This is a genomic window from Microbacterium rhizomatis (assembly GCF_008710745.1).
Lineage (GTDB): Bacteria > Actinomycetota > Actinomycetes > Actinomycetales > Microbacteriaceae > Microbacterium > Microbacterium rhizomatis.
The window spans coordinates 341,996-365,068 of record NZ_VYSA01000003.1; the positions used below are offsets into that span (position 1 = coordinate 341,996).

General features: G+C 67.3%; 20 protein-coding genes and 1 tRNA gene. 17 read left to right on the plus strand and 4 right to left on the minus strand.

Annotated features, from left to right (window positions below):
* The first annotated feature begins 20 nt into the window (after positions 1 to 20).
* The 6 genes from F6B43_RS15475 (at position 21) to F6B43_RS15500 (ending at position 5,741) form a co-directional block, all read left to right on the plus strand.
* Entirely contained in the window at positions 21 to 1,376 is a 1,356-nt protein-coding gene (locus tag F6B43_RS15475; protein WP_150449878.1) for a glutamine synthetase family protein, read from the plus strand.
* Positions 1,357 to 2,124 (plus strand): gamma-glutamyl-gamma-aminobutyrate hydrolase family protein, encoded by a 768-nt coding sequence (locus F6B43_RS15480; protein ID WP_150449879.1) that lies wholly within the window; start codon positions 1,357 to 1,359, stop codon positions 2,122 to 2,124. Before F6B43_RS15475 ends, F6B43_RS15480 begins: the two co-directional genes overlap by 20 nt.
* On the plus strand, positions 2,121 to 3,479 hold the full coding sequence (locus F6B43_RS15485) for an aldehyde dehydrogenase family protein (RefSeq protein WP_150449880.1): 1,359 nt from the start codon (positions 2,121 to 2,123) through the stop codon (positions 3,477 to 3,479). The genes F6B43_RS15480 and F6B43_RS15485 overlap by 4 nt, the downstream gene beginning before the upstream one ends.
* A 31-nt stretch (positions 3,480 to 3,510) precedes the next feature.
* A complete protein-coding gene (locus F6B43_RS15490) occupies positions 3,511 to 4,290 on the plus strand; it encodes a 3-oxoacyl-ACP reductase (protein ID WP_150449881.1) in 780 nt (259 codons plus the stop codon).
* A 299-nt stretch (positions 4,291 to 4,589) separates the two neighbouring features.
* A complete protein-coding gene (locus tag F6B43_RS15495; protein WP_246159996.1) occupies positions 4,590 to 5,306 on the plus strand; it encodes a FadR/GntR family transcriptional regulator in 717 nt (238 codons plus the stop codon).
* 24 nt (positions 5,307 to 5,330) lie between these two features.
* Entirely contained in the window at positions 5,331 to 5,741 is a 411-nt protein-coding gene (locus F6B43_RS15500) for a dehydrogenase (protein WP_150449883.1), read from the plus strand.
* 58 nt (positions 5,742 to 5,799) lie between these two features.
* Here F6B43_RS15500 and F6B43_RS15505 read toward each other — a convergent pair whose 3' ends face one another.
* The 3 genes from F6B43_RS15505 to F6B43_RS15515 are packed head-to-tail and all read right to left on the minus strand — an operon-like array spanning position 5,800 to position 8,374.
* A complete protein-coding gene (locus F6B43_RS15505; protein WP_150449884.1) occupies positions 5,800 to 6,012 on the minus strand; it encodes a type II toxin-antitoxin system VapC family toxin in 213 nt (70 codons plus the stop codon).
* A complete protein-coding gene (gene radA, locus F6B43_RS15510; RefSeq protein ID WP_150449885.1) occupies positions 5,993 to 7,360 on the minus strand; it encodes a DNA repair protein RadA in 1,368 nt (455 codons plus the stop codon). Before radA ends, F6B43_RS15505 begins: the two co-directional genes overlap by 20 nt.
* A 60-nt stretch (positions 7,361 to 7,420) precedes the next feature.
* Positions 7,421 to 8,374: an L-lactate dehydrogenase gene (locus tag F6B43_RS15515; RefSeq protein ID WP_150449886.1), complete on the minus strand. Its 954-nt coding sequence runs from the start codon at positions 8,372 to 8,374 to the stop codon at positions 7,421 to 7,423.
* Positions 8,375 to 8,613: 239 nt separating this feature from the next.
* Between F6B43_RS15515 and F6B43_RS15520 the strand changes: the two genes are divergently transcribed.
* From F6B43_RS15520 to ruvA, 4 genes are all read left to right on the plus strand, one after another.
* Positions 8,614 to 9,669 (plus strand): hypothetical protein, encoded by a 1,056-nt coding sequence (locus F6B43_RS15520; protein ID WP_150449887.1) that lies wholly within the window; start codon positions 8,614 to 8,616, stop codon positions 9,667 to 9,669.
* A 4-nt stretch (positions 9,670 to 9,673) separates the two neighbouring features.
* Entirely contained in the window at positions 9,674 to 10,648 is a 975-nt protein-coding gene (locus tag F6B43_RS15525) for an LLM class F420-dependent oxidoreductase (protein ID WP_246159997.1), read from the plus strand.
* A 133-nt stretch (positions 10,649 to 10,781) separates the two neighbouring features.
* Positions 10,782 to 10,872, plus strand: a tRNA-Ser gene (locus F6B43_RS15530).
* 627 nt (positions 10,873 to 11,499) lie between these two features.
* Positions 11,500 to 12,093: a Holliday junction branch migration protein RuvA gene (ruvA, locus tag F6B43_RS15535; protein WP_150449888.1), complete on the plus strand. Its 594-nt coding sequence runs from the start codon at positions 11,500 to 11,502 to the stop codon at positions 12,091 to 12,093.
* A 184-nt stretch (positions 12,094 to 12,277) separates the two neighbouring features.
* Here ruvA and F6B43_RS15540 read toward each other — a convergent pair whose 3' ends face one another.
* Positions 12,278 to 12,925, minus strand: a complete 648-nt coding sequence (locus F6B43_RS15540; RefSeq protein WP_170285683.1) for a TetR/AcrR family transcriptional regulator — start codon at positions 12,923 to 12,925, stop codon at positions 12,278 to 12,280.
* Positions 12,926 to 13,038: 113 nt separating this feature from the next.
* On the opposite strand from F6B43_RS15540, the gene F6B43_RS15545 reads away from it, so the two are divergent.
* From F6B43_RS15545 to F6B43_RS15575, 7 genes are all read left to right on the plus strand, one after another.
* Positions 13,039 to 15,525 (plus strand): glycoside hydrolase family 2 TIM barrel-domain containing protein, encoded by a 2,487-nt coding sequence (locus tag F6B43_RS15545; protein ID WP_246159998.1) that lies wholly within the window; start codon positions 13,039 to 13,041, stop codon positions 15,523 to 15,525.
* Between the two features lie 43 nt (positions 15,526 to 15,568).
* The gene (locus F6B43_RS15550; RefSeq protein WP_150449891.1) at positions 15,569 to 16,921 is read left to right on the plus strand and encodes an MFS transporter; all 1,353 of its coding nucleotides are present in this window, start codon (positions 15,569 to 15,571) and stop codon (positions 16,919 to 16,921) included.
* An 83-nt stretch (positions 16,922 to 17,004) separates the two neighbouring features.
* Positions 17,005 to 18,219, plus strand: coding sequence for a glycoside hydrolase family 1 protein (locus F6B43_RS15555; RefSeq protein WP_150449892.1), 1,215 nt, complete (start codon positions 17,005 to 17,007; stop codon positions 18,217 to 18,219).
* A gap of 8 nt (positions 18,220 to 18,227) precedes the next feature.
* Positions 18,228 to 18,824, plus strand: coding sequence for a GDSL-type esterase/lipase family protein (locus F6B43_RS15560; RefSeq protein WP_150449893.1), 597 nt, complete (start codon positions 18,228 to 18,230; stop codon positions 18,822 to 18,824).
* Positions 18,825 to 18,862: 38 nt separating this feature from the next.
* Positions 18,863 to 20,953, plus strand: a complete 2,091-nt coding sequence (locus F6B43_RS15565; protein WP_150449894.1) for a hypothetical protein — start codon at positions 18,863 to 18,865, stop codon at positions 20,951 to 20,953.
* Positions 20,944 to 22,020, plus strand: a complete 1,077-nt coding sequence (locus F6B43_RS15570; RefSeq protein ID WP_246159999.1) for a family 43 glycosylhydrolase — start codon at positions 20,944 to 20,946, stop codon at positions 22,018 to 22,020. The genes F6B43_RS15565 and F6B43_RS15570 overlap by 10 nt, the downstream gene beginning before the upstream one ends.
* A 39-nt stretch (positions 22,021 to 22,059) precedes the next feature.
* Positions 22,060 to 23,070, plus strand: a complete 1,011-nt coding sequence (locus F6B43_RS15575; RefSeq protein WP_150449895.1) for an SDR family NAD(P)-dependent oxidoreductase — start codon at positions 22,060 to 22,062, stop codon at positions 23,068 to 23,070.
* Positions 23,071 to 23,073 lie beyond the last annotated feature (3 nt).

The following is a 23,073-nucleotide window of genomic DNA, read 5'->3' on the forward strand; positions in this document are numbered from 1 at the left end:
CGCGTCACGAGAGGAACACCATGCCGGGAAACCTGACGGCCGCCGAACTGGACGAGGCGATCGGCGCCGGAGAGATCGACACGGTGATCGTCGCGTTCCCCGACGCCCAAGGGCGACTCGTCGGAAAGCGGGTGTCGGCCAGGTTCTGGCAGGACGTCGTGCTTCCGCACGGCGCCGAGGCGTGCAACTACCTGCTGTCGGTCGACGTCGATCTGAACACCGTCGACGGCTACGCGATGTCGAGCTGGGAACAGGGTTACGGAGACATGGTCCTCTCGCCGGACATCGAGACGCTGCGGCGACTGCCGTGGATCCCCGGGACGGCACTCGTCATGGCCGACCTCGGGTGGGAGAACGGCGATCGCGTCGTGCAGTCGCCGCGCAGCATCCTGAACGCGCAGCGCGAGCGTCTCGCCGCCCGCGACCTCGTCGCCTATGCGGGGACGGAGCTCGAGTTCATTGTCTTCGACGATTCGTACCGGGATGCCTGGGGCAAGGGTTACCGCGGGCTCACCCCGTCGACCGACTACAACGTCGACTACAACCTCCTCGCCACGACCCGGCTCGAACCGCTGCTGCGGGACATCCGCGTCGGCATGGACGGCGCCGGAATGTACTGCGAGGGCGTGAAGGGCGAGTGCAACGACGGCCAGCAGGAGATCGCCTTCCGGTACGCCGAAGCGCTCGAGACCTGCGACAACCACACGCTCTACAAGAACGGGGCGAAGGAGATCGCCGACGCGCACGGCAAGTCGCTCACGTTCATGGCCAAGTACAACGAGCGCGAGGGCAACAGCTGCCACATCCACCTGTCGGTGCGCTCCGCGTCGGGCGATGCAGTCATGGCCGGTGACCAGGCGCACGGATTCAGCCCGCTCATGGAGCACTGGATCGCCGGCGTGCTCGCCACGCTCCGTGAATTCACGCTCCTCTACGCGCCGACCATCAACTCGTACAAGCGCTACGCGAAGGGCAGCTTCGCCCCCACCGGGGTGGCGTGGGGGCTCGACAACCGCACGTGCGCGCTCCGGGTGGTCGGTCACGGCAAAGGGCTGAGGGTCGAGAACCGCGTTCCGGGCGGGGACGTTAATCCGTACCTCGCTGTCTCGGCGATCATCGCGGGCGGACTCTGGGGCATCGAGAACGAACTGCCCCTTCCCGACCCGGTGGGCGGGAACGCGTATGCGGCCGGAGCCGACACGCTTCCGACCACGCTGCGCGACGCGGCGGCACTGTTCGAGCAGTCCGCGATCGCCCGTGCCGCCTTCGGCGACGACGTCGTCGAGCACTACCTGCACCAGGCGCGCATCGAGGTCGAGGCCTACGACGCGGCCGTGACCGATTGGGAGAGGGTCCGTGGGTTCGAACGGCTCTGAGACGCGACTGCCGGTCATCGGCCTGACGACCTACCTCGAGCAGGCCAAGCAGGGGGTGTGGGACGTGCGTGCGGCGTTCCTTCCGCAGCAGTATTTCGACGCCGTCACGTCCTCGGGGGGCGTCGCCGTGCTGCTGCCCCCGCAACGACACTCATCCGTCGACGTGGATGCCGCGGCATCCGCTGTGCTGGACGGACTGGACGGGCTGATCCTCACCGGTGGGCTCGACGTGCAGCCCGAACTGTACGGCGCGCCCCGCCATCCGCTCACCGACCCCGCGCGCCCCGATCGCGACGACTGGGAGCTCGCGCTCTTCCGCGGAGCGGAGTCGCGGCGCATGCCGGTCTTCGCGATCTGCCGCGGCCTCCAGCTTGTGAACGTGGCGCGCGGTGGCACGCTGCAGCAGCACCTCCCCGAATCGATGGGCACCGAGCGGTACCGGATCGGCGGGGGAGTGTTCGCGACGAACGAGGTCGAGATCGCTCACGGGTCTCGCCTGGCGGCCCTCGTCGGCGACGACATCCTGAACGTGCACAGCTACCACCACCAGGGCGTCGACCGGCTCGGCGAAGGTCTCGTCGCGTCGGCACGCACCGATGACGGGCTCGTCCAGGCGTTCGAAGACCCCTCCGGCGGCTACCTCGTCGGCGTCCAATGGCACCCCGAGGAGAACCTCGAAGACCGGCGGCTGTTCGCCGGCTTGGTCGCGGCCGCCGCGGAATACGCACGCACGGAGGTGTCGGCATGACGTTCACGCTCATCAACCCCTCGACGGGGGTCGCCTTCCAGGAGGTGTCGCGCGCGACGGTCGACGAGGTGGATGCTGCCATCGCCCGTGCCGTGCAGGCCCAGCGGTCCTGGGCCGCGCTGCCGCCCGTGGCGCGCGCCGACGCGCTCCGCGCCTTCGCGCGCGCGGTGGAAGACCATGTCGAAGAACTCGCTGCTCTCGAGGTGCGCAATTCGGGGCATCCGATCTCGTCCGCCCGATGGGAGGCGTCGCACGTCGCCCAGGTGCTGAACTTCTACGCCGGAGCGCCTGAGCGGCTATCGGGGCAGCAGATCCCGGTCGCGGGCGGGCTCGATGTCACATTCCATGAGCCCTATGGGGTGGTGGGGATCATCGTGCCGTGGAACTTCCCGATGACGATCGCGTCGTGGGGGTTCGCGCCGGCGCTCGCCGCGGGCAACGCCGTCGTGCTGAAGCCCGCCGAGCTGACCCCGCTGACCGCGCTCCGCCTCGGGGAGCTCGCGCTCGCCGCAGGGCTGCCCGACGGGGTCTTCCAGGTCGTGACCGGCCAGGGGTCGGTCGTCGGGGAGCGGTTCGTCTCGCATCCCGGCGTGCGCAAGGTCGTCTTCACTGGCTCGACATCTGTGGGGATCGGCGTGGCGGCCGGATGCGCGGCGGCCCTCAAGCCCGTGACCCTCGAGCTCGGTGGCAAGAGCGCGAACGTCGTGTTCGCCGACGCCGACCTCGAGAAGGCCGCGGCCGCCGCGCCCGGAGCCGTCTTCGACAATGCCGGGCAGGACTGCTGCGCGCGCAGCCGCATCCTCGTCGAGCGCTCGGTGCTCGATCGCTTCATGGAGCTTCTCGAGCCCGCCGTCGCGGCATGGCGAGTGGGCGACCCGTCGCTCGACGAGACCGAGATGGGGCCGCTGATCTCGGCCGGGCACCGTGACACGGTGTCATCCTTCCTCGACGGAGCCGATGTGGCGTTCCGCGGGTCGGCGCCGGGTGGCGATGGATTCTGGTTCGCGCCCACCGTCGTGCTCGCCGCCCCCGGCGACCGCATCGCGCAGGAGGAGATCTTCGGCCCCGTCGTCGCGGTTCTTCCGTTCGACGACGAGGCCGATGCGATCCGGCTCGCGAACGACACGGCGTACGGCCTGGCCGGATCGGTGTGGACCGAGAACCTCGGCCGCGCCGTGCGCGTGACTCGTGGAGTGAAGAGCGGGGTGCTCTCGGTGAACTCGCACTCGTCGGTGCGGTACTGGACCCCGTTCGGCGGCATGAAGGCATCCGGCCTCGGGCGCGAGCTCGGTCCCGATGCGGCCGAGCACTTCACCGAGACCAAGAACGTCTTCTTCGCGACGGACGCCTCGTGACCACCCCTTCGACCGACCGGGAGCACCAGCCATGACCATCGACCTCACCGCACGCCTCAAGGACCGGGTTGCGATCATCACCGGCGGCGGCTCGGGCATCGGCCTGGCCACGGCCCGCAGATTCGCGGCCGAAGGCGCATTCGTCGTGATCGCCGACCTCGATCCCACGGCCGGCGAGGCCGCGGCGGCGGAGGTCGGAGGCGCCTACCGGCACGTGAACGTGGCCGACGAGGCATCCGTCGACGCCCTCTTCGACGGCGTCGCCGCCGAATTCGGCCGTCTCGACATCGCTTTCAACAACGCCGGCATCTCGCCCGCCGACGACGACTCGATCGAGACGACCGGCCTGCCGGCGTGGGATCGCGTGCAGGACGTGAACCTCAAGAGCGTGTACCTGTGCTCGCGCGCGGCCCTGCGGCACATGGTTCCGGTGGGAAAGGGCTCGATCATCAACACGGCGTCGTTCGTGGCGCTACTCGGGTCGGCGACGTCGCAGATCAGCTACACCGCCTCGAAGGGCGGAGTGCTTGCCATGACCCGCGAGCTCGGTGTGCAGTTCGCGCGTCAGGGCATCCGGGTCAACGCCCTCTGCCCGGGGCCGGTCAACACTCCGCTCCTGCAGGAGCTCTTCGCGAAAGACCCAGAGCGCGCGCAGCGCCGGCTCGTCCACGTGCCGATGGGCCGGTTCGCCGAGCCGGAGGAGCTCGCCGCATCCGTCGCCTTCCTCGCCTCGGACGACGCGTCGTTCATCACCGCGACGGCCTTCGTGGTCGACGGCGGCATCACCAACGCCTACGTGACACCCCTCTGAGCCCATGCCGCGCGCACCGTTACCCCCGTTCCGTGATGCACAACGCAGGATCGATCGCGCCGACACGCCGCGCTCGACCTCGGAATCGGGGTTCGGGGCGGCATTGGTCCTGCGTTGTGCGCGCAGGGCGACGGGTGCGGGGCGCTGGCGCCACTGGGGTGGCGGACCGGTCGCGGATGCACAACGCAGGATCGATCGCGCCGACACGCCGCGCTCGACCTCGGAATCGGAGTTCGGGGCGGCATCGGTCCTGCGTTGTGCGCGCAGGGCGACGGTGTCCGGCACGCGGGAGGCCGGGCGTGGCTGAGCCGGCGCTGACCGAGGTGCAGCGCGCCGTGTACCGCCCGGTGCGGCACGGCAACGCGCTCGAAGACACCGTCGCGCGCCTGGTGCAGACCATCCGGCTCGGCATCGTGGCTCCGGGTGAGACACTGCCGCCCGAGCGCGAGCTCGCGGGACGCTACGGCGTGAGCCGCGACACCGTGCGCGAGGCGATCCGCGAGCTGGCCGACGCCGGCTACCTCGTCCGCCGCCGCGGCCGGTACGGCGGAACGTTCGTGGCCGACCCGGTGCCGCGGCCGGCGGAACTCGGCCCCGTGCCCCCGGCAGAGATCGACGACGTGCTCGGCCTGCGCCGAGTCCTGGAGTGCGGCGCCGCGCGCGCCGCCGCGGGCCGGGCGCTCACGGCCGAGGATCGGGACGCGCTCTGGGCTCGGTACGAGCAGACCTCGGCGGCGAGCGAGGCCGACTACCGCCGATTCGATACCCTGCTGCATCTCGCGATCGCGGAGGCCGCGGGCATCCCGTCCCTTGTCGCGCTGGTCGCCGAGAATCGGGCGCGCGTCAACGCCTGGCTAGACACCTTTCCGCTGCTGCCGCGCAATATCGAGCACTCGGACGCGCAGCACGAGCAGATCGTCTCGGCGATCCTGGCGGGGAGAGCGGATGCCGCACAGGAGGCCGTGCTCGCACATCTGGCCGGGTCGGAGGCGCTGCTGCGCGGGTTCCTCGCCTGACCGCCTGCGGATTACGCTGGTTCGATGGCCAAGAAGCGCGCGAAGGGGAAGGGCAAGGACCCTCTCGAGTTCCGCAACACGGTGCTGAGCGACGCGCTGCAGACGCAGGACATGGCCGCCGTCGCCTTCGCATTGCGTCACGGGCCGACGGTGGTGCCGCTCATGACGCCGGGCACGCGTGACAATCCGCTCGATATCGGCGAGGTATGGACGTATCGCGATCCCGCGACCGGCGATGTGGCACTGCTGCTGTTCAGCGATGCCGCCCACAAGCCCGCGACGCTGCCGCCCGCCGTCGGCCTGCAGCCGCCGGCGTGGCTGCGGGCCTTCCTGAGCACGCACGAGGCCGAGATCCGCACCGTGTTCTTCGACATCGCAGGGCCGCACCCGATGCAGGCGTCTCCCGCCGACGTGATCGCGGCGCTCGAAGCCTGAGCCGGCCCTCAGCCTGCCGGGCCGAGCGAAGATCGGTCTGCGAGAAGTGGTCGCCGACCTAGAGCAGCGGCTGCCGGCGTTCGGATGCGAGCGCGTAGCTGAAGCAGTCGCCGTCGTTGAGGTTCGCGGGGTGACTCGACCCGCGCCCATAGTCGCGGTAGGCCTCGCGGGCGAGGTGGGCGTGCTCGGCGGTGACGGGAACCACCTCGAGCGCGAGTTCCTCCCGCAGCTTCGTCTTCTCCCTTGGTAGATCAGAACTGGGGGATGTCATCGCCCGGGCGGATCTTCGACCGCCCGTTCACGTCGTCGAGCGCGCCGCGCAGGCTGCGCGACCGGTGATCGATCAGGTCGGCGTAGCCGAGTCGTGCGGCCTCGCTCCGCCGCTGCGCGGCCTGCGTCACGGGGCGGATCTCGCCGGCGAGACTGAGCTCGCCGATCGCGGCGATGCCCTGCGAGATCGCCAGGTTCTTGATCGAGCCCGCGACCGCCACCGCGATCGCGAGGTCAGCCGCCGGCTCGGTGAAGCGCACGCCACCCACCGTCGAGACGTAGACGTCCATCGCCGACGTCTTGATGCCTGCGCGCTTCTCGAGGACGGCGAGCACCATCGCCACCCGGGCGGCGTCGACGCCATTGACGATCCGCCGAGGATTGGGAGCCGTGGTCGCGATCGTCAGCGCCTGAACCTCGACCGGCAGAGCGCGCCGGCCTTCGAGCGCGATCGCGACGCACGTGCCCGGCTGTGGGTCGCCGTGACCCAGGAACAGCTGGCTCGGGTCGGGTACCTCCGCGATCCCCGCGCCGGTCATGTCGAAGCAGCCGACCTCGTCCGTCGGGCCGAACCGGTTCTTGAGCGCCCGAACGAACCGGAGCGACGTCTGCCGATCGCCCTCGAACTGGCAGACCACGTCGACCAGGTGCTCGAGGATGCGCGGGCCCGCGATCGAGCCGTCCTTCGTGACGTGCCCCACGATGATCACCGGGAGTCCGCGCTCTTTCGCCACGCGGATGAGAGTGGATGCCACCTCCCGTACCTGGCTCGGATGCCCGGCCATGCCCTCGGACAGCGACGACGACACGGTCTGCACCGAGTCGACGATCAGCAGCTCGGGCTGCACCTGATCGATATGGCCGAGGATCGTGGCGAGGTCGGTCTCGGCCGCAAGGTACAGCTCGTCATGCAGCGCGCCCGTGCGCTCGGCGCGCAACCGGACCTGCGCGGTCGACTCTTCGGCGCTCGCGTAAAGGACGCGACGGCCGGCGCGCGCCGAAGCCGCCGCGACCTCGAGAAGGAGCGTCGACTTGCCGACGCCGGGCTCGCCGGACAGCAGGATCGCCGCGCCGGGCACGATGCCGCCCCCGAGCACCCGATCGAATTCGCCGACGCCCGTCGTTCGTCGGGGGGCGTCGCGCGTGTCGATCGAGGTGATCGGCCGTGCGACACGGTCGGCGCCGGGCGCGATGGGTGCGACCGCGCGCAGGAGGCCGGTGGGTTCGGATGCCTCGACCACCGTTCCCCACTGCTGGCACTCGCCGCAGCGACCGGCCCACTTCGGCGTCGTCCACCCGCACTCCGTGCACCGGTACTGCGCGGGAGCGGTCGCGCGTCGGGTGGCCATGGACTCAGGCTATGCGCAGCATCCGACATCCCACCGCCGCACGCCGGGGCGGGCGAGAACTCAGCCGCGCAGCGACTCGACCACGTCGCCCAGCGCGGTGGCCGAACGCTCGAGCAGTCCGAGTTCGCGCTCGGAGTAGGGCGTCTGCGCGATCGGCACCGCCCCCGACGCCGAGACGATCGACGGTACGGACAGGGCGATCCCGTCGATGCCGTGGTAGTCGGTCAGCACCGTGCTCACCGGCATCACCGCGTGCTCGTCGTTCAGGACAGCCTCCACGATGCGCGCACTCGACAGGCCGATCGCGTAGTTGGTCGCGCCCTTCCCCTGAATGACCTTGTACGCGGCGTCCCGCACATCGATCGCGATCGCATCCAGCTCGTCGACCGTCATCCGTGGGTGCTCGGCGGTCTCCCACTCGAGGATCGGCACCGTGCCGATGGTCGCGGTCGACCACAGCGGGAACTCGGTGTCGCCGTGCTCCCCGACGATGTAGGCATGGACGCTGCTCGTCGAGACCCCTGCCCGCTGGGCGAGCTTCCACCGCAGGCGCGACGTGTCGAGCACCGTCCCCGAGGAGAAGATGCGGTTGTGCGGGAGTCCGGATGCCTCGGCGGCGAGCACCGTCAGCACATCGCACGGATTGGTCACCAGCACGTATGTCGCGTGGGGCGCGACCTCCAGCAGCTGCGGCATCATGCTCGCGATGATGCGCGCGTTGACGCCGGCCAGCTCGATGCGCGTCTGTCCCGGGTTCTGCTTCGCGCCGGCCGTGACGACGACGATGTGCGATCCCTCGACGACCGATATGTCGCTGCCGCCGGTGATATCGCTCGCGCCGGTGAACTGGGTGCCGTGGGCGAGGTCGAGCACTTCGGCCTCGACCTTCGCCGTCGCGATGTCGTACAGCGCGATGTGTCGTGCGGATCCGCGGATCAGGGCGGCGTACGCGACGCTCGCGCCCACGCTTCCGGCGCCGACGACGGTCAGTTTCGAATTCTCGATCACGCTCATGGCCACAGTCTGACAGTGAAGCGATCACGGATGCCACGGCCGCCGCCATGCTTAAGCCCTGCCGGTGGATTCCGGTCTGTTACCGGTGGTGTCATCGCGCTTGCGCGTCATGAGCGCCGGTGCGATCGTGGTGGGGTTCGCAGGCTGACGCGAGGCCTCGCGCCCATCGACGGGCACTGGCTGCGGCTTCCACCCACGCGGGGGAGTCGTCTTCCCCCTCTTCGCGAAAGAGATCAGCCATGCCACAGCCTCAGGGTGCCCACCTCGTCGGCAGCATCAACTTCAACGACGCCGAGACCACGATCCGCACCGCCGCCGACATCCTCGGTGGCCGGCTCAAGCGCATCCCCGACGGAGAGGTCGGCGCGCGATTCCACTGGATCCTCTTCCAGCCCGACGTGATCGGCGAAGCCGACGGACTCGAGCGCATCGGCGACGAACCGATCCTCGTGCGTGGCCTCGACGCGCGGCCGGTGCGCATCGCAGACGGAGTGGATGCGGCATCCATCGTGCTTCCTCCGCTCGGGTACGCGGATGCGGCGATCGAGTCGTACGCGATCTTCTCGCGCCTCCGCGACGAAGGCGCTGTGCCCGAGGGGGTGCGCTTCCAGGTGTCGCTCCCGACGCCGGTCGGCGTGATCGCCGCATTCTTCCGCGGCGACGACCGGCCCGCGATCGAGCCGGTGTACGCGGCCGCCCTCCGTGGTGAGCTGGAGCGCATCGTCGACGCGATCCCGCACGACGACCTCGCGATCCAGTGGGACGTCGCGACCGAGTTCGCCGTGCTCGAGTCGGGCGGCTACGAAGAGACGTACGGCGGCGCCTACAGCGGATGGTTCGACGACCAATGGGCGGAGCTCCCCGCGCGGGTCGCAGCGCTGGTGAACGCCGTGCCCGCCGACGTGGAGGTCGGCATCCACCTCTGCTACGGCGACGCCGGCGAAGCGCACTTCTTCGAGCCGGTCGACACGGCCAACCTCACCCGGTTCGCCAACGCGGTGCTGTCGCAGCTCGAACGACCGCTCACGTGGCTGCACCTGCCGGTGCCGATCGAGCGCGACGACGCTGCGTACTTCGCGCCGCTCTCCGAGCTCGCGCTCGACGCTGAGACCGAGTTCTACCTCGGCCTCGTGCACCGAGAAGACGGCGTCGAGGGGGCGCGTCGGCGGATCGCCGCAGCCTCCACCGTCGTGACGGAGTTCGGCGTCGCGACCGAGTGCGGCATCGGCCGGGCCCCCGAGGGCACGACGGAGGGAATCCTGCGAACGCACGCCGAGGTCGCCTCCGCCTGGTAGCCGCGTGTCGTTTCGTCCGGCGTTCACCCGAATGACGGACGAAGCGCTCCTCGCCCCCTCTGACGGTCGTACCCTGATCGGTGGAGCGGATGCGGCATCCGCCCGGGAACGGGAGCGGCACATGGAATTCGGACTCCACATCGCGGACTACACCTGGAACTCCGGCCCCGCGCAGCTCGGGCCCGCCCTGGCGGCGCACGTGCGCAATGCGGAGGCGGCCGGCATCCAGCGGATGACCGTGATGGATCACTTCTGGCAGCTCCCGGGGATCGGCCCGGAGAGCAACGAGATGCTCGAGGCGTACGCCACGCTCGGCTTCATCGTCGCGCACACCGAGAAGGCGCTGCTGCACACCCTCGTCACGGGAGTGATCTACCGGCACCCCGCGCTCCTGGCGAAGGCGGTCACCACCCTGGATGTGCTCTCGGGCGGTCGGGTCGGCCTGGGCATCGGCGCCGCGTGGAACGAGCAGGAGTCCGCCGGGCTCGGGATCGAGTTCCCGCCGGTCGCCGAGCGGTTCCGCCAGCTCGAGGAGCAGATCCAGATCTGCCTGCAGATGTGGTCGGGATCGGAAGAGCCGTACGAGGGTGCGATCTGGCAGCTCGGCCGCACGCTGAATTCTCCGCAGAGCATCACGCGACCGCATCCGTACCTCATGATCGGCGGCAGCGGCGAGAAGAAGACGCTGCGGCTGGTGGCCCAGTACGCGGATGCCTGCAACATCTCGTACTCGCCGGAATCCGCTCGCAAGCTCGACGTGCTCCGCGCGCACTGCGACGCGGTGGGCCGCGATTACGACGAGATCGAGAAGACGGCGATGATCCCGGTGAGCCCCGCCTCATCGACGGAGTCGGTGGCGGCGACCGTGCGCGAGCTCGCCGACCTCGGTTTCACCGCGACGTATGTCTTCGCGGTGCAGATGCCCGAGCCCGCCGAGGTCGTCGACCTGATCGCCGGGGCGGCGGCGCTGGTCGAGTAGCGCGGGACGCGCTTTGTCGCGAGACGCGGCGAACGCACCTTTGCGGGGACTGTTCAGGTGCGGATGCCGCGTCTCGCGGCGCGGGGGAGGCGCCGATTCGCGGCATCCGTGAGTGTGACGTAAACTCTTCGGCGGTGACGTGTCCGAGCGGCCGAAGGTGCAACTCTCGAAAAGTTGTGTAGGGTAACCCCCTACCGTGGGTTCAAATCCCACCGTCACCGCCATAAATCCCTGATCAGAGGGTATTTCTCGCTCCCGTCGAACGGAAATGAGAAAAGTTGTGTGTGGATGGGCGCTCGCCAACGCCCGGATTGGCGCGCAGTTCCGCGGGTTTTTGGGCGGCTTTGCCGAGTAGAGCCTGGGAACGGGTGCATAGCCATCCTTCCTCGCGGCGCGATTGACGGCCAGGGCTCGGCCTCCCGATCCCGCAAATCACGCGGTTTCGGCCGCGAAAGTTGCCGTGGGAATCTGCCCCACGGCAGCCCACCGGGTTAGGGATCTTGCTTAGCCGCATCGGCAAGGCGGCGTCGACGCCATCACTCATCTGTGCACTGTCGCCTCGTCCGGTCCGCTCAAATTCGATTCCATGGTGGTTGCCCACACCCGGCCGAGGCTCCCCCCACGGCCAGAGGGGCCGCAGCCACTGTGGCCGATGAGATCAGGTATGGGCCGGGGGTCAGCACCGGTCGAGGCGGTCGGGGGCCGTTCATGGGCCGGTAGGCTTTCAGTCTGCCCGGGATGCTCGGGGCGGTCGGGCGCGTTGCGCGGAGATCCGAGGCTTGAAACCTCCAGTCGTTTACTCGATCTGGAGGAAGAATGCTGTCTCGTCGATCACCCGATGTTCGTCCCGTATGATCTCCGTCGTCGCAGGGAAGGTTGTTGTTGTTCATCGCGATCGCGTTGTGGTGGATGTCGGTGGGGTGGGGCTTGAAGTCTCCGTGGCCGGGGGTTTCGCGGAAGCCACGTTGGCCGGCGATGAGGTTTGCCTGTTCACCACGCTGACCGTCCGTCAGGAGGATTTGACTATCTACGGTTTCGCGATCCGCGAAGAGCTGGAGCTGTTCGAGTTGATGACCTCCGTGCCGGGTGTCGGTGCGAAGATCGCGCGTAGTGCATTGTCGAGCCTGGGGTACAACGGTCTCGTCGACGCGATCCGGCAGGGCAATGAGCCGGTGCTGCGGAAGGTCCCGGGAGTAGGCCCCCGTGCGGCGGCGATGATCCTCCTCTCGCTTCGTCCTCGCCTGGGCGCGGCTGCCGATGCCGCGCCCGCTGACGGGTCGGGTGCGGCATCACATGTCGGCGAGGCGGTGACCGCGCTGCAGGGGTTGGGGTGGAACAAGCGCGACGCCATGACGGCCGTAGAGCACGCTGCACAGGACGCGAGAGCGGCCGGATCGGTCGCTTCCTTGATCAAGGCAGCCCTTGCACTCCTGGGACCCGAATGACCTTCCCTGTCCGTGATGGATCCATCAGATCCGCCTAGATCGGGGATCTCTCTGGGTAGCAAGGGTCGAGGGCTTTGCGCGCCCCCACTTCGTCAATCGCCGCCGCACACGGGCGAGGGAAGCACTACGCAACGTTGGGCCACCGGCGTGAGCCGCAAGCACGGCGCTCACAACCAGTCGTCGGTCAAGTGAGCGAGGTCGCGACCAAGGGTCGGGCATCTGCCGCCTGCGGGAATGAAGGGACCACGCTCCTCATGTACGCGCGGAGGACCCGATCGATGTCGGTGCTGGCGCGGTTATAGAGCCACTGAATCTGAAGCCCGTCCATAAGCGCGAGAAATGTGGATGCCAGGGTGCCAGAGTCCTCGTCCGAGTTCAGCTCGCCGGCGGCGCGCACCTCGTCGAACGCTCGGGCCAAATAGAGTCGCAGCCCGTCGTACTGGAGCCGGTGGTGCTCGTGCGCGGGGTGTTCGGCGGCGGTGGCGTCCGCGCGCAACAGACTGTAGAGCTGGATGAGGCCTGGGCGCTCGGTGTTGTGCGTCGACACGGCGAGCACGGCGGCGAGCGAGTCGATTCCGCTGGTATTGCGGATAAACTCAGCGTCTTCATCCTGGCGCTGATCGAGGACTACCGTGAGCAGCTCCTCTTTGCTCTTGAAGTGGTGCCCGAGCCCCCGGCGGCTGATCCCTGCTCGGTCGGCGATGTCGTTCAGCGACGTCGCGTAGTAGCCGGCTTCAGCGAACGCCTGCATTCCAGCCTCGAGGATGCGCTGACGAACACCCGCGGACTTCGCGTACGGCCCGCGGGTGTGAGCTTCAGACTCGCTCGTCATCATGCACTCCTTCGTTCCCGAAAATGAATTTACCCCACTCCGGCGGGTTTTGTGCTACCGTCTTCAAAACCGCCACACATGGGTATTTTCGGCGGGACGTCGAGGAGGATGTTGTGCCGTCAGAGCAGATCGCAGTGGCCGAGGTGGAGAGTCGCGACGACTCCCGGCGTGCCCCTGGGCGCGTCCTCTTCAACGACGGGTGGGGCTTTCGTAATAAGGTCACTGCATTCCAGGAGCTCGGCGGAAGCGTCGCGTCTGGCTGGAACAACGTGCATCTTCCGCACGACGCTCTCATCGCCCAGCCCCGCCGAGCCGACTTTCCGCGAGGCGAGATGAACGGGTACTTTGCCGGCGGCGTATTCGAGTACCGCAAGACTTACCGCGCCTCGACCGAAGACAGCGGTCGCCGCATCCTGCTCGAGTTCGACGGTGTCTACCGTGATGCCGCGATCTACGTGAACGGCAGCCTCGCCGGCCAGCGCGCCTTCGGGTACTCCCGATTCGCCGTGCGCATCGACCCCTTTCTCGTCTTCGACGCCGAGAACGAGATTCGGGTCGAATGCCGCACGCACCTCGACAGCCGCTGGTACGCGGGCGCGGGGATCTACCGCGACGTGCACCTCGTCGTGAAAGATGCCGGCCACATCGTTCGCGACGCCGTGCGTGTCACATCCCCGACCGTCGAGCACGACGCAGCTGTGGTCGAAGTCATCGCCGACATCGAGAACGCTGGACCGCTCACGAAGACCTATCGCGTCGACGTCCTCATTCTTGACCCGGAGGGCGCGATCGTCGGCACCGGCAGCTCACCCGTCACCCTCCTTCCCGGCACGCGGGCGACCGCTCGGCAGCGGCTCTTCCTCGACAACCCTGCTCTGTGGAGCGTCGACGCACCTAACCTCCATGACGTGCTCCTGACGCTCCGCGACGGCGAGCGGGTGGTCGACGAGGAGTCGACAGTGGTCGGCATCCGCTCGCTGCAGCTCGACCCCCGGCATGGCCTTCGCATCAACGGCGAAATCGTCAAGCTGCGCGGCGCCTGCATCCACCTCGACAATGGTCCGCTCGGCGCCGTATCCATGCGCGCCGCCGAAGAGCGCAAGGTGGCGAGGCTGAAGGACGCCGGGTTCAACGCCATCCGCAGTTCGCACTGCCCGATGAGCACCGCACTGCTCGACGCCTGCGACCGGCTCGGGATGCTGGTGATGGATGAGACCTTCGATGTGTGGACCTCGGGCAAGAGCGATTACGACTACTCCTTCGACTTCCCCGAGTGGTGGGAACGCGACGTCGAGGCGCTCGTCGCCAAGGACTTCAACCACCCGAGCGTTATCTTCTACTCGATCGGCAACGAGATCCCCGAGACCGGGACCCCGATCGGGTCGACGTGGGGACGCCGCCTCGCGGAGAAGGTGCGCTCGCTCGACCCGACGCGCTTCGTCACCAATGGCATCAACCCGTTTGTGGCGATGCTCGACACGATCGTGCCGCAGATGAAGGCTCGGCGGGACGCCGCCGCCGACACCACTGCCGGGGGCGGCGGCGTCAACACAATGATGGCCGGGTTCGGTCAGATGATGGGGCACATCCAGGCCTCGGATGCCGCAACCGAACGCACCGAGGAATCTTTCGCCGTCCTCGATGTCGCCGGAATGAATTACTCCGACGCTCGATACGTGGCCGATCGCGAACGCTTCCCCGACCGCATCATCGTCGGAACGGAGACGTGGCCGAACTCGATCGCGAACAACTGGGCGCTGGTGGAAGCCGACCCGCGGGTGATCGGAGACTTCACGTGGACTGGCTGGGATTACCTCGGCGAGACCGGCATCGGCGCCATCCGGTACGCAGATGCGATGGTGGAAGGCAGCGGGTTCTCCGGCGGATTCCCCGAGCTCACCGCATGGTGCGGCGACATCGACATCATCGGTGATCGCCGGCCCGTCTCCTTCTTCCGCGAGACCGTCTTCGGGCTGCGATCAGTGCCCTACATCGCCGTGCAGCGCCCAGAGAATCACGGTCGGCCGATCGGTGTCGCCACCCCATGGGCCTGGAGCGACTCGATCTGCAGTTGGTCCTGGCCCGGCAGCGAAGGACGGCCCGCCGTCGTCGAGGTGTACAGCGACGCCGACGAGATCGAGTTGCAGCTCAACGGCGCGAGGTTGGCTCTGGTGCCCGTTCAGGACTACCGCGTCGAGTTCGACACGATCTATCAGCCTGGCACGCTCGTCGCGATCGCCTACACCGCTGGGGTGGAGACCGGGCGCGCCACCGTCGAAACGGATCTCGCACGCGAGCTGAGCATCGACGTGGAGGGAAACCCTGTCCTTTCGGACGGCACCGACCTTGCCTATCTGCCGATCACCCTGACCGGGGGTGGCGGCGACCAGCCGGTCAAACTCACGATCACCGGGCCGGCTGTACTGCAAGCCTTCGGAAGCGGCGCTCCCGTCACAACCGAATCCTTCGACTCGGCAATTCACACCACCTTCGACGGTCGAGCCCTTGCGATCCTCCGACCGACCGGATTCGGAGAGATAACCGTCACCGCAGAGACCGACGGGTGCACTCCGGCCACGATCACGCTGACGGCCCAGTAGCCCGAACACCCCCGCACCCGCACGCACGACAAAGGAGTCATCCATGAACGCCCCCGATAGCCCCACGCCCATCCCGTCCGAGGGAGCCTTCCCGCTGGCGGGCGCGTCCGCGACGGACGATGCCGAGCAGCTGATCGCTGCCCAGCAGTCCGGGCCGGAGGAACGTCCCAAGGTGAGCAAGGGTTTCATCACCCTCCTTGCGCTGGGTTTGTTCGGCACCTATCTGGCGTTCGTCACGCCGATCGCGATCTCCCTCGCCCTCCGAGTGCGCGTGCTTGCCCCGGACAATCCCGAGTACCTCGGAATCGTGCTCGGGCTCGGTTCCCTCGCTGCACTGCTGGTCGGGCCTCTCGGCGGTCAGCTCAGCGACCGCACCCGCTCGCGATTCGGACGCCGCCGGCCATGGCTCGTCGGCGGGACGATCGTCGGCCTGATCGGCCTCACGATCATGGCAGTCGGCCCCAACGTCGTGATCCTGGGGCTCGGTTGGATGATTGCGCAGGTCGGCTGGAGCCAGGCGACCAACGTCTTCACCACGATCCAGGCCGACAAGCTCCCCGAAACTCAGCGCGGCAAGGTCGGTGCGATCACCGGCTTCGTCACCATGGTCGCCCCCGTGTTCGGCGCGGTGCTCGGCGGCATCGTCGCCACTCAGCCGTTCCTGCTCTTTCTGGTGCCCGGGGCGATCGCCCTGCTGTTCGTGCTGATCTTCGTCCTCTTCTATAAGGATGCCGATAGCTGTACCTTCACGTTCGACGCCCCGCTGACTGCCAAGGTCGCGCTGGCCAACTACGTGTTCAACCCGAAGCGCTATCCCGACTTCGCGTGGAACTGGCTGGGTCGGTTCTTCTTCTTCTTCGGTCTCACTCTGAACACCTCCTACACGGCCTACTTCTTCGCCCAGCGACTGAACATCCCCGTTCTGGAGATCAGCGGCACTGTCGCCACCTTCGGACTGGTCGGCATTCTGGGTACCATTGCCGGCGTCTTCTTCGGTGGGTTCCTGTCCGACAGGCTGCGGCGCCGGAAGATCTTCGTCCTCGGCTCGGGCATCCTGTTCGGCATCGGCGCACTGATCATGGTTGTCGCACCTGACCTGACGCTCCTGCTGATCGGATCGCTGTTGTGCAATATCAGCATCGGCGTGTTCTCCGCGGTTGATCAGGCGCTGTTCCTCGACGTGCTTCCCGAACGGGACACCGAAGCCGGCCGCTTCATCAACATCACCCAGTTCGCGACGACGATCCCTCAGGCCCTCGCGCCGATCGCGGCATCCGCCGTTCTTGCGATGAGCGCGCTCACGGGGGAACCGAACTACGCGATCCTCTACATCGGCGCCGCGGTGCTCACGGTGATCGGCGGCATGGTGGTCTTGAAGGTCAAGTCCGTTCGGTAACCCCTCGTCCCCAGCCCTGCGGCCCGTCCTCGTCGACCGGCCGCGACTCCCGTCGTCACCTGCTGCACTGAAGGAGAAGACCGATGGCCGCCTATCCACACACATTCCTGTGGGGTGCGTCGACCTCGCCGCACCAAATCGAGGGCAACAACATCAACAGCGACTGGTGGGCACGGGAGGGCCTCATGCCCGGCATGGAACCCAGCGGTGACGCTGACGACAGCTACCACCGTTACCGCGAAGACATGCAGCTTCTCGCCGACGCGGGTTTGAATGCCTACCGCTTCGGCATCGAGTGGGCGCGCATCGAGCCGCGGCCCGGCGAGTTCTCGAACGCCGAGCTCGCGCACTACCGCCGCATGATCGACACGGCGCTCGAGCTCGGTCTGAAGCCGGTCGTGACACTGCATCACTTCAGCAACCCCCGCTGGTTCGCGGAAGAGGGCGGATGGCTGTCGCCCGCTGCGACCGACCGGTTCATCGCGTACGTGACCAGGGCCACCGAGGTCCTGCACGGCGTCGAATGGGTCATCACGATCAACGAGCCCAACATGATGGCGATGATGGTGATGCTGCAAGAGTCCATGCGAAACGGTCAGTTGTCACAGTGGCAGAGCCCCACTGTCGAGGGTGAGTCCGACCGTGATCGGATCGCGGCCAGTCTTCCCGTCCCGACTGCAGAGTTCGCGGCCCCGTTCATTGATGCGCACCACGCCGTGCGTGACATCATCCGTCAGCGCGCCGGGGCACAGGTCGGCTGGTCGATCGCCAACGGGGCCTTCTACTCGACGCCCGAGAATTCGACGAAGCTCGCCGAAGTCAGATTCCTCTGGGAAGACATCTACCTCGAGGCGTCCTCCGATGACGACTTCGTCGGCGTCCAGGCATACTCCGCCCAGGAGGTCGACGCGAACGGTCTCGTGCCGCATCCTGAGCACCCCGAGAACACAGCGGTCGGCTCCGCTTACCGTCCGGACGCGCTGGGCACGGCCCTCCGTCATTCAGCTGAAGTCACTGGACTGCCGACCCTCGTCACCGAGAACAGCATCGCCACCACCGATGACGCACGCCGGATCGAGTATACGACCGCGGCGCTCGAAGGCCTCGAGGCTGCGATCGCCGACGGCGTCGACGTGCGCGGCTACCTGCACTGGTCGCTACTCGACAACTACGAGTGGGGTCACTGGGGCCCCACCTTCGGGCTCATCGCCGTCGACCGCACGACGTTCGTGCGCACGCCGAAGCCGAGTCTGCACTGGCTCGGCAAGGTCGCGCAATCACGAGGCCAGAACGCTTAGGAGCCGCCGTGTCATTCATCGGAAACCTCATCGTCAAGCGGTTCATTCAGCGCGCTCACGACATGCGGGTGTCGCAGTTCACCGAGCTCGCCTCGGGGTCGGCCGACATCGTGTTCATCGGTGACAGCATCACCGCCGGTGGCCTCTGGCAGGAGTGGTTCCCCGACGTCGCCGTGGCCAACCGCGGCATCGACGGCGACCTCACCGCCGGCGTGCTCACGCGACTGTCGAGCGCGATCGTCGGCACACCGTCGAAGGTCTTCCTCCTCATCGGTACGAACGACCTCAGCTGGAAGATCAGCCCGGACGACATCGTCGCCCGGGTCACACAGATCGTTGACGGAATCAGAACCGCAGCACCGGGAGCCGAGATCGTGCTGCAGAGCGTGCTGCCTCGCAACGCGAAATTCCGCGACCGCATCAAGAATCTGAACGAGCGCTACCAGCAGCTCGTGCGAGATCAGAACATCACCTACCTCGATCTGTGGCCGGTGCTCTCCGGTGCCGATGGATCGCTGAAGCCCGAGTTCACCCTCGATTCCCTGCACCTGAACGGGGCGGCTTACCGCGCGTGGGTCTCCGTCCTCCGAAACCACATCGAGTAAAGACCAGAACCATTCACTGTTTCGACGAAGGAGTTCCCATGTCCCGGGATGCGCGAGCGCCCATCGATAGGGAGGCGTTGGTCACACGACACAACATCCGCATCACTGCGCCTCATCCCGAGCACGTTCTGAGCGTGGGGAACGGCGACTTCGCCTTCACGGCCGACATCACCGGACTGCAGACCTTCACCGACTTCCACGACCAGTCGACGGCGATCCGCCAGGGACGGAAGGTGGTCAACACGGCGACGATGAGCAGCTGGGGCTGGCATGCGATGCCCAATCCGGAGGGCTTCGTGCTCGACGACGCGATGTCAGAGCACCAGACCCGCCGCGGCGCGGTGCTCTACCCCGATCGCCACGACCTGGAGGGCGCGATGCGAGGCCAGGTCGCTGACGAGAACCGCGCAGGAGCATGGCTCAACGCCAACCCCCAGAGGCTCGACCTGGGGCGCATCGGGCTCGACTTCCTCGACGAGCACGGCGGTTCGGTGGCGGTCGCCCCAGATGACCTCACCGACACAGAACAAGAACTCGATCTCTGGTCGGGAGTGATTCGTAGCCGGTTCCGCTACGTCGGCGTTGAGGTCGACGTCGAAACGGTTGCCGATCCGGATGCGTCCACGGTGGCTTTCCGGATCCGCTCAGCGCTCCTCGCCGAAGGCCGACTCCGGATCGTGCTGCGGTTCCCCTACGCGCACGCCGGATTCTTCCAGACCTCGGACTGGGGCGCGGAGGAAAGACACTCCTCGACACTCACCCCGGCGGGCGGCGCATCCCATATCGACCGTGCCCTCGACGAAACGAGATACTGGGTCCATCTCCTCCACCCTGATGGCAGCGTCCTAGCAGGGAATGCGCCCCAGACCTTCATGATTACGGCTGAGAGTGCGCAACTCGACCTCGTCGCGAGCTTCACGCCGAGCGAAGCCACAGAGGAGCCGACATCGTTCGATCAGGTGGCTGCGGCATCCGCTCGCTCGTGGAAACAGTTCTGGATGTCGGGCGCTGCGATGGACCTCAGTGGGAGCGACGACCCACGCGCGAAGGAGCTGGAGCGGCGCGTGGTCTTGTCGCAATACCTCACCGCGGTGAATTCAGCAGGCAGGATGCCGCCCGCAGAGACGGGACTCACCACGAACTCGTGGTCGGGAAAGGCGCACCTCGAGATGCACTTCTGGCACGCGGCGCACTTCGCGACCTGGGGGCGACCCGAGCTGCTCGAGCGCAGCCTTCCGTGGTACCTCGCGATCCTGGAGCGGGCGCGATCGACCGCGGCCGGCCAGGGCTATTCCGGTGCGCGGTGGCCGAAGCAGGTCGGTCCCGACGGGCGAGAGAGCCCCGACCCGATCGGATCGTTCCTCATCTGGCAGCAGCCGCACGTGCTCTACCTGCTCGATCTCGTGTGGCGTGCTTCCGCGCCGGCTGCGCGCAGCGCGCTCGTCCTCGAGTATGCCGAACTCGTGGACGAGACGGCGGAGTTCATGGCGTCCTTCGTCGAGGAGCGCGACGACGCGTTCCACCTCCTGTCGCCGGTGATGCCGGCGCAGGAGTTCTACGACGTCACCACTACCGAAGACCCCACGTACGAGCTGGCCTCATGGTGGTGGGGGCTCGAGATCGCGCAGCGATGGCGCGAGCGGCGAGGGCTGGACCGGCACCCTGCGTGGGCAGACGTGCAGAATCGGATGGCGACGCCCTTTGTCCAAGACGGCCACTACACCGCGATCGCCACCGAACCCTACCTGCGACGCGATGACCACCCCGCCCTGCTGGCCGCGCTCGGTGTCGTTCCGCCCACCCCGGTGATCGACCCCGAGATCATGCGCGCGACCCTTCACGACGTGCTCGAGAACTGGGAGTGGCCGTCGGCATGGGGCTGGGACTTCCCCGTGTTGGCGATGACCGCAGCCCGGCTCGGAGAGCCCGACACCGCGGTCGACGCGCTCCTGCGCGACGAGATCAAGAACCAGTTCACCCTCGTGGGACACAACAGCCAGATGGGTTCGATCCTGCCTATCTATCTACCCGGCAACGGCTCGCTCCTCGCGGCCGTCTCGCTGCTGGCGACCACCGGCTTCCCGGATTCCTGGGCCGCCCAGACTGAGGGATTCATCGCGTGGCCGTGAGCGGCATCCAGACATCGATCCGCCCCGGCCAGGTCTGGCTCGACACGAAGGGCGAGCGCATCCAGGCTCATGGCGGCTCGCTCTTCTACGAGAACGACACCTTCTACTGGTACGGCGAGAACAAGGAGAAGACCACTCCCGGAAGCGGCGTGTGGACGTGGGGCGTGCGCGCCTACTCTTCGACCGATCTGTACAACTGGGACGACCTCGGGCTGATCATCCCTCCGGTTCTCGATGATCCGGCATCTCCGCTGCATCCCGCCCAGAAGATGGATCGGCCGCACATCATCTTCAACGAAGAGACGGGGAAATACGTCTGCTGGGTGAAGCTGCTGGGTGACTCGGCGCACGCCACGCAGCGCTCCACGGTATTGACGGCCGACTCGTTGCTCGGACCGTACGAAGTCGTGCGGGCGGGATTCGAGCCCCTCGGGATGAGCGCCGGAGACTTCGACCTGGTCGTCGACCCGATCACGAAGAAGGCCTACTACTACTTCGAGAAGGTGCACACAGAGCTGATCTGCGCCGAACTCAGCGCTGACTACACCGACGTCTCAGGTGAGTACTCCACGCACTTTCCGCATCCCAGTCCACCGTTCACGCGAGAAGCCCCGGCGCACTTCGAGCGGCACGGCATCCACTATCTGCTCACATCGGGCTCGACGGGGTACTTCCCGAACTTCAGCGAGGTCGCCTCAGCGCCCGACTATCACGGACCCTGGGCCGTTCTCGGAGACCCCCACCCCGACGACCCGACTCGCACGTCGTTCCGGTCTCAGATCAGCTGCGTGTTCCGGCATCCGAAGAAGAAGGATCTGTACATCGCGCTCGCGGACCGCTGGCTTCCGCAGTTGCCCGAAGACATCCCCAACGTCTACGACGTCGTCGCGGCGATGGCACGCGGCCAAGCGCCCCCGGACACGAGCGGCGGAGACCGCTCCGCGATGGCTGCCGGTCTCGGAGAGAACACGGCGATCGCCGACTACGTCTGGCTGCCCATCCGATTTGACGGAGACATCCCCCGCATCGACTGGCTCGATGAGTGGCGTCTCGAGGACTACGCATGATCATCCTGAGCCCGAACTTCATGAGAAAGAGCCTGACGAATGACTGATGAACTCACACTCCTCAATGGCGACAGCCCGATCGGGGCGTGGCAAGCCCACCCGATCGGCGCTCAGATCATCGCGGGCATCGCGGCGCAAGGCGGGATGAACGAACAGGCCATCCGGCTCATGCGCAATATCCCGCTCGAACGCCTGATCAACGCGAACGGCACGGCGCCCGAGGGACTGCTCGACTCGCTCGTGGCGAAGGTCAACAGCGGTCAGACACCTGATCCAGACGCAGTGCCGACGAGCTGGGCTGAGAAGATCACGCCCGGGCGGTTCGCCGGCGAGACCGTCATCGTCACCGGTGCGGCCTCGGGAATCGGCCGCGCGGTCGCATCGCGCGTCGCTCGCGAAGGCGGGCGCGTCATCGCCGTGGATGTTTCCGAAGCGCGCCTCGACTCGTTTGTTGCGAGCCTGCCCGACGCCTCGATCACGGGTGTCGCCGCCGACATCACGAGCGCCGAGGGCATCGATCGCATTCTTGCCGCCACGGGCGGTCGGGCGGACGGGCTCGCCAACGTCGCCGGGCTGCTCGATGACTTCAGCCCGATTCACGAGGTGCCGGATGCCGTCCTCGAGCGTGTCTTCAACGTCAACGTGTTCGGGCTCATCCGTCTCACGCGCGCAGTCGTGCCGCTCATGATGGAGCGCCGTAGCGGCTCGATTGTGAACATCGCCTCGGAGGCGGCACTTCGTGGATCGTCAGCGGGACTCGCCTACACGGCATCCAAGAACGCGGTCGTGGGGATCACGAAGAACACCGCCTTCATGTACGAGCAGTACGGCATCCGCTCCAACGCGGTTGCTCCGGGAGGCACCCTCACCGGCATGCGCCCGGGCAACGTGAGTGAGTTCGGACAGGAGCGGCTCAACACCCACGTCGCGGATGCGCCCCTCGCGCTGCCCGAAGCGCTCGCCGCATCGATCACGTTCCTTCTCAGCAGCGACGGCGTGAACGTCAATGGCGCGGTGCTGCCGTCGGACGGCGGAGAGTCGATCTTTTAGAAG